Annotated in this window: 11 protein-coding genes, 3 tRNA genes and 1 riboswitch; of the genes, 8 read left to right on the top strand and 6 right to left on the bottom strand. The window is 31.0% G+C overall.

Annotated features, from left to right (window positions below; all coding sequences use genetic code 11):
• Positions 1 to 34: 34 nt before the first annotated feature.
• The 3 genes from B2217_RS01245 (at position 35) to B2217_RS01235 (ending at position 1,552) form a co-directional block, all read left to right on the top strand.
• Positions 35 to 107 (top strand) — tRNA-Gly (locus B2217_RS01245).
• A gap of 23 nt (positions 108 to 130) precedes the next feature.
• Positions 131 to 214 (top strand) — tRNA-Leu (locus tag B2217_RS01240).
• A gap of 90 nt (positions 215 to 304) precedes the next feature.
• Positions 305 to 1,552 carry a YaiO family outer membrane beta-barrel protein gene (locus B2217_RS01235; protein ID WP_291122011.1) on the top strand — a complete coding sequence of 416 codons (1,248 nt, stop codon included), beginning with the start codon at positions 305 to 307 and terminating at the stop codon, positions 1,550 to 1,552.
• Here the strand turns inward: B2217_RS01235 and B2217_RS01230 are convergent.
• Genes B2217_RS01230 through B2217_RS01215 form a run of 4 tightly spaced genes read right to left on the bottom strand, consistent with a single transcriptional unit; the run spans position 1,549 to position 10,340 of the window.
• Complete coding sequence (locus tag B2217_RS01230; protein ID WP_280045249.1) at positions 1,549 to 4,977, bottom strand: sulfatase-like hydrolase/transferase; 3,429 nt, start codon at positions 4,975 to 4,977, stop codon at positions 1,549 to 1,551. The genes B2217_RS01235 and B2217_RS01230 overlap by 4 nt on opposite strands.
• A 2-nt stretch (positions 4,978 to 4,979) precedes the next feature.
• Positions 4,980 to 6,044: a HEAT repeat domain-containing protein gene (locus B2217_RS01225; RefSeq protein WP_180905096.1), complete on the bottom strand. Its 1,065-nt coding sequence runs from the start codon at positions 6,042 to 6,044 to the stop codon at positions 4,980 to 4,982.
• A gap of 4 nt (positions 6,045 to 6,048) precedes the next feature.
• Positions 6,049 to 6,405 (bottom strand): response regulator transcription factor, encoded by a 357-nt coding sequence (locus tag B2217_RS01220; protein ID WP_180905097.1) that lies wholly within the window; start codon positions 6,403 to 6,405, stop codon positions 6,049 to 6,051.
• An 11-nt stretch (positions 6,406 to 6,416) separates the two neighbouring features.
• Positions 6,417 to 10,340: a response regulator gene (locus tag B2217_RS01215; protein WP_291122010.1), complete on the bottom strand. Its 3,924-nt coding sequence runs from the start codon at positions 10,338 to 10,340 to the stop codon at positions 6,417 to 6,419.
• A gap of 145 nt (positions 10,341 to 10,485) precedes the next feature.
• Here B2217_RS01215 and B2217_RS01210 point away from each other — a divergent pair, with 145 nt between their 5' ends.
• The 4 genes from B2217_RS01210 to cobC all read left to right on the top strand — a co-directional run bounded on the left by B2217_RS01210 (position 10,486) and on the right by cobC (position 13,696).
• On the top strand, positions 10,486 to 11,130 hold the full coding sequence (locus B2217_RS01210; RefSeq protein ID WP_180905100.1) for a hypothetical protein: 645 nt from the start codon (positions 10,486 to 10,488) through the stop codon (positions 11,128 to 11,130).
• Between the two features lie 10 nt (positions 11,131 to 11,140).
• Positions 11,141 to 11,261, top strand: a riboswitch (cobalamin riboswitch).
• A gap of 100 nt (positions 11,262 to 11,361) precedes the next feature.
• Entirely contained in the window at positions 11,362 to 12,381 is a 1,020-nt protein-coding gene (gene cobT / locus B2217_RS01205; protein ID WP_180905101.1) for a nicotinate-nucleotide--dimethylbenzimidazole phosphoribosyltransferase, read from the top strand.
• The gene (locus B2217_RS01200) at positions 12,375 to 13,151 is read left to right on the top strand and encodes an adenosylcobinamide-GDP ribazoletransferase (protein WP_180905102.1); all 777 of its coding nucleotides are present in this window, start codon (positions 12,375 to 12,377) and stop codon (positions 13,149 to 13,151) included. Before cobT ends, B2217_RS01200 begins: the two co-directional genes overlap by 7 nt.
• Positions 13,136 to 13,696 carry an alpha-ribazole phosphatase gene (gene cobC, locus B2217_RS01195; RefSeq protein ID WP_180905103.1) on the top strand — a complete coding sequence of 187 codons (561 nt, stop codon included), beginning with the start codon at positions 13,136 to 13,138 and terminating at the stop codon, positions 13,694 to 13,696. The genes B2217_RS01200 and cobC overlap by 16 nt, the downstream gene beginning before the upstream one ends.
• 1 nt (position 13,697) lies before the next feature.
• Here the strand turns inward: cobC and B2217_RS01190 are convergent, their stop codons facing one another.
• Both B2217_RS01190 and B2217_RS01185 read right to left on the bottom strand, forming a co-directional pair.
• Positions 13,698 to 14,414, bottom strand: a complete 717-nt coding sequence (locus B2217_RS01190; protein ID WP_180905104.1) for a DUF2071 domain-containing protein — start codon at positions 14,412 to 14,414, stop codon at positions 13,698 to 13,700.
• Positions 14,411 to 14,743 (bottom strand): hypothetical protein, encoded by a 333-nt coding sequence (locus tag B2217_RS01185; protein WP_180905105.1) that lies wholly within the window; start codon positions 14,741 to 14,743, stop codon positions 14,411 to 14,413. Before B2217_RS01185 ends, B2217_RS01190 begins: the two co-directional genes overlap by 4 nt.
• Positions 14,744 to 14,886: 143 nt before the next feature.
• Between B2217_RS01185 and B2217_RS01180 the strand changes: the two genes are divergently transcribed.
• Positions 14,887 to 14,959 (top strand) — tRNA-Gly (locus tag B2217_RS01180).
• The last annotated feature ends 1 nt before the right edge of the window (position 14,960 follow it).

The raw sequence follows: 14,960 nt of genomic DNA, 5'->3' as shown, positions 1-14,960 counted from the left end.
AGGTACTTTTTAATTTGATTTTTACAATTTGCACGCGGGAATAGCTCAATTGGTAGAGCGTCAGCCTTCCAAGCTGAATGTTGCGAGTTCGAGTCTCGTTTCCCGCTCAACTTCTTTCCTAGAAGTGGATGCCTTGGTGGTGGAATTGGTAGACACGCAGGACTTAAAATCCTGTGTCCATTAGGACGTGCGGGTTCAAGTCCCGCCTGAGGTACAACAAAGCTCAAGAATTTATTTTCTTGAGCTTTTTTTATGCTCCAAATAATTATATCTTTATCCTCATAATAAAGTACGTTTTTATCACATGATTCAAAAATCATTTCTAAGAAAAACACTCTTTACTCTTACCTTTTTACCTTTATTTTCGTATAGCCAAGAATCGAAAAGTTCGGATGATTTATTTCAAGAAGCGCGTCACAAAGCTTTCGAAGAAAAAGATTATACAACTGCCAAGAAACTTGCATTACAAGCTTTAGATCAATCGCCAGAATATACAGATATCGCTGTTTTTTTGGGACGAATATATACGTGGAATGATGAAACCGAAGAAGCGAGAAAAGTTTTTCAGAATGTTGAAAAAAACAAGGATCCCTCTACCGATTTCTATTTAGCTTACACATCACTTGAATATTGGAATGATAATTATACAGAAGCCGTTTCTATTATTGATCGTGGATTAATTAAATATCCTAAAAATGAAGAATTATTGTTATTGAAAGCTAAAGTTCTTAATTCGAATAATGCTTATGAAGAAGCTTCAAAAACAATCAAAGAATTATTAGCGATCAATCCTAAAAATACTGAAGCACGTGAATTAGCAAATCGAATCGAAATCAATAATACTAAAAATGCAATTAGTGTAAATTATAATTACTCACATTTTGACAAGCAATTTGCAGATGATTGGCATCAAGTTTCGGTTAGTTATAAAAGACAAACTTCGATAGGTTCATTGGTCTTTAAAGTAAATTACGCAAACAAATTTAAAGATAACGGTGTTCAATATGAAGTAGAAGCTTATCCAAGACTTTCTAATACATTTTACATGTACGTTGGTGGTGGATATTCCGATAGTGATGGAATTTTCCCTAAATATCGCACAGGAGCCTCTCTTTACGCTAATTTACCTAAAAGTTTTGAAGCCGAGTTAGGTTATCGTCAACTTCATTTTTCGGATGATGTTTGGATGTTTACAGGATCAATTGGAAAATATTATAAAAATTATTGGTTCAATTTACGTGCATTTGTGACACCAAGTAACAACAATATTTCACATTCGTATACATTCACAATGCGTTATTATACGGGCGATGCAAACAATTATTTAAGCTTAGCGATTGGTACAGGTATTTCGCCTGAAGATTTTAACAACAATCTTTTAGAGGATACAACTTACAAATTGAAGTCCTTCAAAATTGGAGCAGATTATAATTTTTCAATCAATGATTTAAATTTAATTTCAATTGGTGCAAATTATTACAATCAAGAATATCGTCCAAATCAAAAAGGAAATCAATTTGATATAAGTGTCTCGTACAGCCGAAAATTCTAATTGATATAATGATTAAATATAGAATCAGGAACCATTTTTTGAGTATTTTTCAAAGAATGGTTTTTTGTTTTAAAGCTTTTCAATCGATTTTTCAACTCTGTTTCCATTTTCGAATTTTGTTCAACATCTTCTGTTAAATTCTTTTCGATTCGATATAATTTCCCTCCCGATAAATGATAATTCTGGAAAACATAATCATCCAAAATATTTTTATTTTGCATTAATGGAACGCCTTGTTTTCTATAATTTGCTTTACCGTTTTCTAAATTCTGTCCCATCCAAGTCACATAATTCGGTAATTTCATTTGATACGAATCTCTAAAATATGTCACAAAAGTCGGTGCAACATCAAAATGCGTTACAATGTTTGACATCTTTTTCGGTGTCTTTAACAAAGGAGAATAGACAATAATCGGAACATGAAAACGATCGATCTTTGTTTCCATCGGAACTTCAGGCATTCGATGATCTCCAGTAATCACAAAAATAGTTTGATTAAAATCTGAACGTTTTTGATATGCTTCAAAAAAGTTTTTTACTGCTTCATCAACACTCAAAAAAGTAACCAATTGTTGTTTATACTTTTTTACTGTCGTCAAAGTCGACGCATCATAATTTCGTGATTTAATCAACGTTTCAAACTGCTTATTATATTTCTCAACATTGTTTATTAAGAAAGGACTATGCGTCGCTAACGTCATCAAAACATTAAAATATGGTTGATTATTTTCTTTCTGCGTTACTAAATATTTTTTGAACACTGAATGATCGTCAAATCCCCAAGAAAATCCATTATTTGATGGAATTTTAGCATAATTATTTTCGTAATCATTTTCATCAATAATTGTTTCAACACCCGAATAATTCAAATATTTTGACATAAAATCAAAATCAGCATCACCACCGTAAAAATAACCAGTTTTATAACCATTACTTTTTAACAAATTATACAAATTGAAATGTTGAGGTAAGTTTTTTTGTTCCATAAAACCATTTTCAGCAAATGGCAAAGACCCCGTCAATCCAGGTAAAACTCCATATGTTCTTCCCGTCGTGCTTAATCCATTTTCCCAATACAAACTCTTTTTCGAAAGCTGATCGATATATGGTGTAAAAGAACCTAAATATGCAACTTCGTTACTAAAAGCTCGTCCCAAACCTTCAATCACAATAAAAACAACATTCGGTTTTTCTGTTGTTAGATTAAATTGATCCGCGAAGAAATTTTTATTCTCATCTTGATACAAAAATGGATAATTAGTTTTATCAAAATAATGTCGATTATCTTCTTTATTTGAACTCGAATTTGAGTTTAAAAAATCAATTTCCGAAAGTTTATCTTCTGCATATTGTTCAAACGAATTTGAGAAAAAATAAGACGACTTACTCAAAATTAGATTAGATGAAAACTCATCATTTTGAGTACTTTTCAAATACAAATTAATTGGAATAATAAACGATAAAAAACTCAAAACTATTAATGGAAATTGAAGAAATTTTTGATTGATTTTTAATCTATAACTGTAAATAAAAATCGTTGTTAAAATAGCAATTGCAACGATTGACAAAAGAATGTTTGTAATATTTACAACGCCTGATGCACCAATAATTAATTTCAATTCTTCGAACGTATAAGAAAACAAATCTGAACCTAATAAATTGAGCGTTGTTTGAAAATATTTAATCAATAAAACATTTGAAATAATTAAAAAAGAATACGCAAAAACGATCCATTTTTTTGCCCAACTTATCGAATAAAATTGCAGTAAAAAATATATAAAACTTACAACAAAAATACTATCTAAAGCAAAAACGATATTATGTACGAATAAGTCAAAAAATAAAGTTTGATTAGAAGTTGTTGTAAGATTTTCTTGATAAAGATAAAATTCAAGAATTGTTGACAATCCAAAAAGTAACAAATAAACCAATGAAATGAACGTAGTTTGCTGAATTAAATTAATGAATCCAAGTTTCAGTTTTTGCCAAATAGATAATTCTTTCGATTGATTTCCACCAAAACCTTGTCGCGTCATTTCTCCCCACGAATTATTTTTCAGAAAGAAATCCTTCACCCCTTTCACGCCTGCCATCACAACAAACGGATGAAATGTAAACGGCTCTATAAACGCCGTAAAAAATAATTTCGGAATATCGCCTTTTTTGTGATAAACATTATACGTCATCAAATCAATCAGAATGGCATAAATCGAATATAATATTCCATAAAGCAACACAAAAGCCATTAAAGGAAAGAAAATATGCCAATTAATAAATCCTAAAAAGAATAAAACTACGAAAATGATCCAACCAATGTATTCGATAATCGGTCCTAAAAATTCGAAGAAAAACCAATACGGATAACTCATCATTCCAAGTTTTCCATATTTAGGATTGAAAAATAAAATACGATGTTTCCACAATGTTTCTATCGTTCCACGCATCCAACGATTGCGTTGTTTGGTCAAAATTTCTTTACTTTCTGGCACTTCGGTCCAACAAAGCGGATCGGGAATATTCACCACTTTATAGGCCAATTTTTGTTCGTGCATATAACGTCTCATTCGCACAACAAGCTCCATATCTTCGCCAACTGTATTGTGATCGTAACCGCCACACTGGAGTACAATTTCACGATCAAAAGCACCAAAAGCACCCGAAATCAGCATCAAACCATTGGCGCGCGACCACGCCATTCTTCCCAAAAGAAATGCTCGAATGTATTCTAACGCTTGCGCTCTTCCTAAACGAGTTTTTGGCAAATTAACATCGACAATTTTTCCGTCAACAATGGTACAATTATTCGCCAAACGAATAACTCCTCCACATGCAATTACTTTTGCTTTTGCTTCATCCATAAACGGTTTTGCTAGCTTCAGAATCGCATCTTGTTCTAAAATACAATCGACATCAATACAAACAATATAATCGTTTGTTGCAATATTAATTCCGACATTTAGCGCATCCGATTTTCCTCCATTTACTTTGTCAACAATAATTAATTTCTTGAAAACAGGATTTATACTTTTATAAATCGCATTAATTGGTTTCGTTTCTATATTTCCTTCAACGAAATAATCAATTTTAATCAAATCATACGCTTCTATTAATCGTTGCAACGAATCATCTTTGGAACCATCATTTACAATAATAATTTCGAGTTGATTGTAATACAACGACAACAAAGAACGCACGTTCTCCACAATCGTTGCACCTTCATTATAAGCGGGCGCAATAAGGCTAAAAGTTGGCGCATTGGGCGATGTTGCAATAAGCGAATAATCTGTAAAACTGTTTTTTCGGATATAAGATTTTATCGCTCCTTTTGCGTAAAAACCTATCCATCCATACACTAAAATTAATAGGACTGAGTAAAAAAGGAAGCCGTAAATAAAAAAATCGAAAGCCGTTTCTAGCCAATTCATGATTAGTTTTCTTGGATAATTTGATTAATAATTTGTTTTAATTCAGGAGAGTTTGATTGATGTGCAAGTTTTTGTAAATCGGTTTTTGAACAACAATTATTTAACGCTTTTACACTTGCTTTTTTGATAGAAAATGAAGGATTTTCCTTTGCTTGAGTTTCTAAAAATGTGTTGTTTTCTGGATTAGAAATTTTATCTAAGGCTTTTAAAATTTGAATTTGAAACTTTTCGTTACACGTTTGATATTGTTCAATCAATAGCTTTGAAGTTGAATCATCTTCGATTCTGACTAATGTTTTAATCGTTTCTTCCACAACTTTTTCATCAGAAACATGCAAATTATCTGCGACCAAATCGTGCATTTGCAACAATTGAAACTTGCGAATTAATTTCATAGCAAGAATTTTTACACTTTGATTAGGTGATTTTAACCAACTCGAAATTATGATATCAACCTCATCATTATTCGGTAAAATTGTAATTGCATCCAACAACTTCAATTGCTGCCAATCCGTCAATTGCTCCTGTAAATTGTCTAAAAAAAATAATCCTTCGAAACCCGAAAATTTTGCTAAACCATATTGCGCTTCAGATCGAACTAAATCATTTTTATGTTGTAACATACTTTTGATTTTCGGTAAAGTTTCAACATGATTCATCGCCGTAACTTCCTGTATTGCTTCTGCAATTTCATGATTTTTTTGACTATTTAATTTCTGTAAGGATATTTTTTTTAATTGATAATGGTCAAATAAATTTTGAATACTTTCTTTTGAATTTCCAGAAAAATTTTGTTCCGCTTTTAGTAATTTTTTGATAAAATAATGTTTGAATGAACTTGATTTCAAATAATCCGTAAAATCAGTATTCGAATTGGATTGATCATCCAAAATTGTTTCATAAATTTCTTGATCAATAATAGCATTCCACTTATTTTTCTTTGTAATGATTTTATATTCAATTATACTTGTCAATAACGTATAAATAATTGTCAAAAAAAGTAAAATAAGTAGAACGTAGATTCCTACGATTAACTCGGTATAGGTTATAATTTGTAGGATAATCATGCTTTTATTTTAGTAATTTCTTCACGCGAACAGACAATTCAATAGGACTAAATGGTTTCACCATAAAATCATTTGCCCCCAAATTAAATGCTTCCACTACCACATCTTCTTGCCCTAAAGAAGACAAAATAATCATTGGTGTTTCGGAATTCTTACTTTTTCTAACAGCACTAATAATCTCCAAACCAGACGCAAAAGGCATCATAATATCGGTAATAATCAAATCAATATCTTCAGTCTCAATCTTACTGATTGCTTCTTTTCCATTTCGTGTTAAAACAACTTTGTAACCTTCTTTTTTCAGTTTGTGCTCAATTGTTTTTAAAATCAATTCATCGTCTTCGGCAATTAAAATCTGCATAATATTGGTTTTTAAATATTTTTTAAATAGTTAATAACTAATTCTATTTCGGTTTTTACTTTAATAATCAGCTGGTTTTCTTGTAGGTAATTGATTGAAGTTGATTTTTCTATTTGTTCGGTTAAATCAGCCAAAATTGTTAGTCCAGCAGTTTTTGCTGTTCCTTTTACTTTATGACCTAATTGATTTAATCCTTCTAAATTTTGTTTGTTGGAATAAGTTTCAAATTCTAGGATAGATTTTTCTAACTCATTAATAATTATTTCTATAAATGTTTTTCTAAACGATTCGTCTTCTTTCGTATAATTATTTATCATCGAAAGATCAAGGTGATTTCCAAAATCATTGGTTTCAATCTTTTCATATTGAGAAAAGTCTAACCATTTTTCTAGGACATCAAAAATATCTTTTTCTCGAATTGGTTTTGCTAAGAAGTCATTCAATCCTGCATCAAGACATTTTTCTTTTTCGCCTTTTACATTTCCCGCTGTCACTGCTATAATCGGAGTTTCTTGAAAATTGTTTAATAAACGAATAACCTTAGTTGCTTCAATACCATTCATTTCTGGCATTTGAATATCCATCAAGATTAAATCGACTTTATTTTCTTGACAAATCGACACTGCTTCCACACCATTTGCAGCTGTATATAAAATAGAATTTGGCGCAATATTTTTTATAATCTGCTGATTTAAAGCCATATTAACTAAATTATCATCAGCAATTAAAATGTGAAATTGTTTCGAAAAATCTTGCGAAATTTCTTCTTGATTTTCAATTTCTATGGTTTGAATTTCTTTCGAATCAATAATCGTTTTACGCAGCGTATCAAACAATTCTTCAGACTTAATTGGTTTTAATAAACGCGAAGTTATTCCCAATTCTTTTGCTTTCTGAATTAGATATTCATCCTCAGAAGAACTATGCAATAATACTAAAGGAGTTTTTGTGTTCTTTGTTATAAAATACTCTTTTATTTTCTGAATTGTTTCTAAACCATTCAAAACTGGCATGTGATAATCCATCAAAATAACATCGTAAATATCACCATTCAAAACTTTCTGAAGCGCTTCCATTCCATTATTCGCAATATCAGATGTTATATTTTTGAACTTCAACATATGTTGCAAAATCATTTGATTACTTTGATTATCATCTACAATCAACACATGATTTATTTCGTCCAAATGATCAAATTGTTGCTCAATATTATATTCGTAATCAACTTCTAAATCAAAGAAAAATGTAGAACCTTTATCTATTTCGCTTTGCAATTCTAGATGACTTCCGAAATAATTTAATAATTTATTCGAAATTGTTAAACCTAAACCTGTTCCTCCGAAACGTTTGCTAACAGTACTATCTTCTTGTGTAAATGCATCAAAAATCTTGGCTTGTTTTTCTGGTTTTATCCCAATTCCTGTATCACGAACAGAGAATCTCAGTTTTGCTTTTTCTCCTTTCACAATTGGTTCAACTGGACTAATTTTTAGTTCTATTTCTCCACTATCCGTAAATTTCACAGCGTTTCCAAGTAGATTAATTAACACTTGTTTCAATCGAGCTTCGTCAATCCAAATAAATTGAGGTAAATTATTATCTATATTCAACAACAATTCAATTTTTTTGTTTTCGGCTTGATAAAGAATCACATTGATTACTTGATTTCCTAACTCGAACAGATTATTTTTTTCTATCGAAACATCCATTCGACCTGATTCAATTTTAGAGAAATCTAAAATGTCATTTATTATTGACAATAATGAATTTGCAGAATCATTAATAAAATTCAAATATTGTTTTTGAGTTGGATTAAGCGGCGTTTTCAACAATAAATCAGAGAAACCAATCACACCATTTAACGGCGTTCGAATCTCGTGACTCATATTGGCTAAAAACTCTGACTTTGCTTTACTAGCAATATCAGCATTCTTTTTGGCTTTTTTAAGTTCTTTATTTTTCTTGACAGATTCTGTTATATTTTGCGAAAACATGATCAAACCGCCAATCTGTTTTTTATTGATATACCAAGGATGAATTGCCCACGAATAGTGTTGATCCGTATCATATTTTGGTGTGCGATAAATAGTATCTTCATTCGAATAATTTTCGCCTTGCAAACAAGCCTCATAAATCGCTTTTCTTTCTGCTGGAACATTGTACATTTCATAATGAGATTTTCCAATAACATTTTTCTTTTTCATTGCAAATTCATCACACCATTGATTACTTAATGTTAGATAATTCATTTCACTATCAAACATTGCAACAGAAGCTGGTACATGATTAATAAACGTTTCAAAAATAGCTTTTTGTCTTGTCAACTCTAACGTATAACGTTTTCTCTCATTAATATCCTGAAAAATTCCAAAAACACTAACACATTCTCCGTTTACGAATTCTGGAATCCCTTTACATCTTACCCAAATTGTTTTTCCTTTTTGGGTAACAATCTGCAACTCCATATCATATTCGATTCCTTTTTCTACCGCATCTCTAAAGGCTTTCTTTATTTTTGGATAACTACTTTTTGCTTCATAAAAATTGAGTGCAGTTTCTACATTTGGTTCATAATCTGGTTCAACTTCATGGATTTTTTTCGTTATATCAGCCCAAATTAATTTTCGCTTCACTAAATCATATTTCCAACCTCCTACATTCGCAACTTCGTACGTATGATCTAGCAACTGACGAACACGATTAAGATCTCTTTCCAACAAAGTCCTTTGTGTCATATCCACAGCAGTACTCATTACAACAGGATTTCCTTCGTTATCTTTGTCCAAAATATTACTGTATAACCAATATGTTAACGAGCCATCTTTCTTAATCAAGCTCATCAAACCAGAATCTTGCTTTTTATTCAAAATCGTCTCTATATAGGTTTGATATTCTTTTTGATTAGATTTTGGAATTATTTTTTTCAGATTCAAATCTTTTGCCTCATTTTCTGAATAGCCCATAGATTCTAATCCTGTCTTATTTATAGACAAAATATTTCCATCCAAATCATGAATTGTCATTAAACCAAGCGAAGAATTGAAGAAATTTCTAAACTTACGTTCGCTATTTTCTAATTCTACTTTTTTCGAATTTTCAAGCGTAATATCTCGACCAAAGAAAAAGATTTCGTTATCAATTTTCAAGTTAGATTTTGTATACCATTCCACTAACTTCCCTTCTTGAGATTCCGGAGAACACATCAAACATTTAAAATTGATTGAATCTGTATTATTTTTAAGATTTGATAAATACGTATTAACTTTCTTCTTATCTTTTTCCGAAACAAAATCTAAAAAGTTTTCTGCAATAATTGTCTTTTCATCTTTTATTCCTAAAACCTCTTTAAAAGAAGGATTTATAGATTTTAGAACACCATTAATATCGGCAACTCCAATAAGATTATTAGATATTTTATAGATATTTTGAAAGTAAGAAGCGTCTTTTTTTCGCTTTTTACTAACCAATAATTTGGTAATATTTTTCCCAAGTTGAATCAATAAATTACGTTGTTTATCGTCTAACGTTCTTGGATAATGGTCGTTTACACACAATGTTCCCAACGCATTTCCATTATCATCAATCAACGGAACACCAGCATAGAACTGAATATTTGCAGCTTTTACACCAGCAATATTTTTTGCAGGTTCAAATTTCGTCACATCATCAATCACCAAAATTTCATTTTCTACCAAAGAAAATTGACATATCGTTTGTTGACGCGGAACAATATCTACCTCGATTCCACAATTTGCTTTAATCACTTGATAGTTTTCATCAAAAACAGAAACTAACGCAATTGGCGCATTACAAATCAAACTCGCAGCATTTGCAAAAACTTCTAATTCTTCGTCTTTATCATGCGCTTGTAAATTATAATCGTAAACCGCTTGCAATCTTTGCTTTTCGTTCGTTGGGATGGGATAATTTTCCATTTAAATAATAGCTATTTTAAAGGAAAGTAGAGGTGGTTAAAGATATTACATAAATCCAAATATTCGAAATCAATTATTTCTAAAAATCAAACCAACCTTTTTATTCATAAAATCATCTCTATTATAAATCTAAACTTTAAAAAATATGAAAATCACAATCTCAACCCCATGCAAAGAAAAATTACGAGATGATAATTTTTGCGCAAAATGTCAACATAAAATTACTGACTTTTCTAACTTGACAAATGACGAAATTTCGAATGAATTTCAGAAAAAAAATGTTCATTGTGGTATTTTTCATCCAAGCCAATTAGGTCAAAATCTTTTCAAGAAAACGATTTCTAATGTTATGATTTTTTCTGCTTTAGGATTAATGAGTACTTCATCAAAAGCTCAAAAACATAATATAGCTTGTCATGATAATCCATTCCCAATCAATAATTCTATAGAAAATGAATCGATTGAATTTAAAATAATTGTTGCAAAAAGTTCTAATTCTAGAATTCAAGAGTTTTCTACTTTCCGATTATTGATTAATGGTGAATTGATAGAACAAACTTTAAAAGTTGGTGAAGAATACACTATAAAATGCGATATCCAAAAAGGTTTACCAATTGATATTCGATTAGCTTCAAACGAAAATATATCGGACATTACAAAAAGTTATACGAAACAAAATTTACCTAAAAAACTGAAATTTAACACAAGTGATTTTGAGTTAAAAGGAAAAATTACAGGTGAAATTGTAACTACTCCGACAATACAAGGAATAATTGCTATTAAAAAATAGTTTTTTTGCTTTTATGATTATTTTCTTACCTTGCTAACACAAAAGGGAATCGAGTGCAAATCTCGAGCTGTCGCGCAACTGTAAGTAGAGAAAAACTATAAGCCAGACCACTTTTTAGATGATGCTTTCGCGATTGAAGCTCAATCAAAACTACATGTATTTTATTATTTGTTGAATTGATTGCACTTGATTTCGAAAGCATTTTTTTATTAAAATTTAGTTTAGTATAAAATGCAAAAAGAAGAAATTCAACACATTATTGATCTTAAAACAAAACCGCTTGGAGCTTTAGGTTTATTAGAAAAAATCGCACTTAAAATTAGTTTGGTTCAACAAAAAAAACAGTTAGAATTAATACAACCTCATCTAATTGTTTTCGCAAGCGATCACGGAATTGCACAATCTGGTGTTAGTGCGTATCCTGCGGAAGTTACGCCTCAAATGGTTTTTAATTTTCTAAATAATGGAGCGGCGATTAATGTTTTTTGCAATCAAAATAAGATTGATTTAACCATTGTTGACGCTGGTGTGAATTATGATTTCGAAGATTATTCGGTTTTGAAAAATTGTAAAGTGACCAAATCAACCAAAAATTTCTTGTACGAACCTGCCATGACCTTAGATCAATTGGAACAATGTTTTGATTACTCGAAGACAATTGTGGACGAAATCGCTCAAAACGGAACAAATATTATTGGTTTTGGCGAAATGGGAATTGGGAACACTTCTTCTGCATCGATGCTTGTACATTATTTAACCGATTTACCTCTCGCACAATGTGTAGGACGCGGAACAGGTTTGAATGATGAGCAATTACAGAATAAAATCAATATTCTAAATGAAGCGAAGAATACACATGAGAAAATTAATGATCCAAAACAAATTTTAGCCACTTTTGGAGGTTTTGAAGTTGCTCAAATGACAGCTGCAATGTTATCTGCTTACGAACATAATATGTTGTTGATGATTGATGGCTATATTGCTTCGGCTGCGTTTTTGGTTGCGTCTAAATTGAAACCAGAAATTCTAAATAATGCTATTTTTTGTCATCAAAGTGATGAATCTGGGCATCAATATTTGTTGAATTATTTCAACGAAGAACCAATTCTGAAAATCAATTTACGTGTTGGCGAAGGAACAGGTTGCGCATTGGCTTATCCAATTATCAAAAGTGCAGTGAATTTCTACAATGATATGGCGAGTTTCGAATCAGCAGGCGTGAGTAACAAAGAAACTCAAGTAGAATGCTAAAAAAAGAAATCACTTATTTTTTAACAGCGTTGATGTTTTTTACACGAATTCCAATTCCGTTCAAAATTCCATACAGCAACGAAATTATGAATCAATCACAGAAATATTATGCGGCAATTGGTTTATTGGTTGGTATTTTTAATGCATTAATTTATACGATTTGTCAGTTTATTTTACCAGTTGATATCGCCATTATTATCACAATGATTGCAAGCGTTTTACTGACTGGCGCCTTTCATGAAGACGGTTTTACAGATGTTTGTGATAGTTTCGGAGGTGGTTATGGTAAAGAAAAAATCTTGATGATTATGAAAGATAGCCGAATTGGAGCTTATGGTGTAATAGGCGTTATCTTATTATTATTATTAAAATTCACATCACTTCAACACATTGCCGAAAATAACTTTTGGTTGATGATTTTCAGCTTGATCGCAGCACATTCGGTTAGTCGCTTTTTTTCTGGAATGATGATTTACACCCACGAATATGTAACAGATATTGACAAAAGTAAATCGAAACCGATGGCAAATAAAGCACTTCCGATAAAAAATCTTGTCATTAGTTTTCTTTTCTGTCTTGTGCCTTTTATTGTTTTTGGCGAATGGAAATTCTTGTTGATTTTACCACTTTGTTACACAGGAAAAGTTTATTTAGGCTGGTATTTCAAAAAATATATTGGCGGATATACGGGCGATTGCTTGGGAACTGTGCAACAAGTTACCGAAGTTTTGTTTTATCTTGGTATTTTAATTCTATGCAAGTTTCTGTAATTCGACATACAAAAGTTAATGTTCCTTCATCAGTTTGTTACGGGCAAACTGATGTGGAATTAACTGACTCTTTTCATCAAGAAGTGGTACAAATTCATACTAAACTTGAAAACGATTTTGAGGTAATTTTTTCAAGTCCGTTAAGTCGTTGTCAACGATTGGCAGAAACTTTCTCGAATGAAATTATTTTTGATGATCGATTAAAAGAATTCAATTTTGGAGATTGGGAAATGAAATCATGGAACGAAATTCCTTCGGAAGAGATAGAACCTTGGTACGACGATTTTGTCAAAACTAAAACGCCAAATGGCGAATCGATGCAAGAAATGTCTGCCCGTTTTTTTGATTTTATGGACGAATTACGAAATGCTCAATACGAAAAAGTATTAATTGTTGCGCATGGTGGAATCATTCGTTTGATGTGGTGTTATTTGTTGCAAATTCCAATCAAAAATGCATTCAAAATTCCTGTAAATTATGGCGAAATATTTCAGTTTAATTTAGGAAAAACGAATGAAGAAGATTTTATTTTGAGAAAAGAATAGATTACAAACATTTTATCTTTTCTAACGACTTCCATTCATGCTCGATATTTGTCATAAGAATTGCATTATCAAACTGAACAGAACCTTTTGGGAAAATCGTTTCATCTTCAAAAAAGCTTGATTTTACATGTGAAACTTCCAAAGGTTCTACTTCCCAATTATAGGTTTCGAGTTTTAAACCTTCAAAATTATTTCCATTTGGAGAATAACCGACAGAACCATACTCGAAGAATTTTGACACCTCATCCAACGTTTCGAAAATCGAATTAGAATTAAATTCAAAAGCTTTTTTAGCATCAATTTCAATTCGTGTATCGTCAGAACTCGTGAAATCTAAATGATAATTATCGTTTTCTTCTATAACATTAAACTTCGCAAAATAATGTTTGCCAGGAAAAACTCGACCACCAACAAGTGCATTCAATTTTAGCGAAGTATCTCGCCTCGGAATATATACACCTTCTTTTGTCACGCCATTTTCATCCCATTCAACCGCAATTCGATGCGCTGCATTTTCAGAATTCACTCCTACAAAATCAGGCAAACCTTTTGGTTTTATATCTTTCAATCGGATCAAACAAATTCCTGCAATTGCTTTTCCTTTGTACAATTTTAGACGAAAAGGTCGGGGCAAAATCTTCTCAATATAGTGTGGTTCTACACAAAAATTGATTAACATTCTGCGTTCTATAATACCATGAATTGTAGGAATTTTCATAACTCTATTTTATTATTTTCAACAAATTCATTAATAATTGATTTGAGATTTCGTGTTACATCAAACTCTAAAATATTTTTTACTGACATCAAGCTTTCTATTTTCCAAGCGTCATTTATAGAATTATATGAATCTAATTTAGAAACTAAATTTTGATAAAAAATATCGTCTCCAATTTCCATTTCAAGTTTATTTATAAATTCATTTATTGTAATCGATTCTTCGGGCCAATCATTTTCTGCATCAAAAAGTTTAATTGCAATCGTAAAATCTACTTTCGACTTGAAATTATTTCTTTCAATTAGTATTAATAACTCATCAAATGTCATTCAAATTATATTTTTCCCTAATTTCTCAAAAAAAATCAACAAGTCAAATATTTCAAAATTAATTTATTAGAAAAAAGTTGTAAAATTTATTCGAAAAACACTTGCAAAAGTAATATTAATGACCTTATATTTGCACTCACAACGCGGGAATAGCTCAATTGGTAGAGCGTCAGCCTTCCAAGCTGAATGTTGCGAGTTCGAGTCTCGTTTCCCGCTC

This window comes from Empedobacter sp. UBA7620, from assembly GCF_002484185.1.
Taxonomy (GTDB): Bacteria; Bacteroidota; Bacteroidia; order Flavobacteriales; family Weeksellaceae; genus Empedobacter; species Empedobacter falsenii_C.
This window is presented reverse-complemented; position numbering and strand designations above follow the sequence as displayed.

What these genes read in the sequence shown, in the direction of transcription:
- B2217_RS01200 (WP_180905102.1), top strand. Translation starts at nt 12,375, where the DNA reads ATGCTAAAAAAAGAAATCACTTATTTTTTAACAGCGTTGATGTTTTTT.
- B2217_RS01185 (WP_180905105.1), bottom strand. Translation starts at nt 14,743, where the DNA reads ATGACATTTGATGAGTTATTAATACTAATTGAAAGAAATAATTTCAAG.
- B2217_RS01210 (WP_180905100.1), top strand. Translation starts at nt 10,486, where the DNA reads ATGAAAATCACAATCTCAACCCCATGCAAAGAAAAATTACGAGATGAT.
- B2217_RS01225 (WP_180905096.1), bottom strand. Translation starts at nt 6,044, where the DNA reads ATGATTATCCTACAAATTATAACCTATACCGAGTTAATCGTAGGAATC.
- B2217_RS01215 (WP_291122010.1), bottom strand. Translation starts at nt 10,340, where the DNA reads ATGGAAAATTATCCCATCCCAACGAACGAAAAGCAAAGATTGCAAGCG.
- B2217_RS01220 (WP_180905097.1), bottom strand. Translation starts at nt 6,405, where the DNA reads ATGCAGATTTTAATTGCCGAAGACGATGAATTGATTTTAAAAACAATT.
- cobT (WP_180905101.1), top strand. Translation starts at nt 11,362, where the DNA reads ATGCAAAAAGAAGAAATTCAACACATTATTGATCTTAAAACAAAACCG.
- cobC (WP_180905103.1), top strand. Translation starts at nt 13,136, where the DNA reads ATGCAAGTTTCTGTAATTCGACATACAAAAGTTAATGTTCCTTCATCA.
- B2217_RS01190 (WP_180905104.1), bottom strand. Translation starts at nt 14,414, where the DNA reads ATGAAAATTCCTACAATTCATGGTATTATAGAACGCAGAATGTTAATC.
- B2217_RS01235 (WP_291122011.1), top strand. Translation starts at nt 305, where the DNA reads ATGATTCAAAAATCATTTCTAAGAAAAACACTCTTTACTCTTACCTTT.
- B2217_RS01230 (WP_280045249.1), bottom strand. Translation starts at nt 4,977, where the DNA reads ATGAATTGGCTAGAAACGGCTTTCGATTTTTTTATTTACGGCTTCCTT.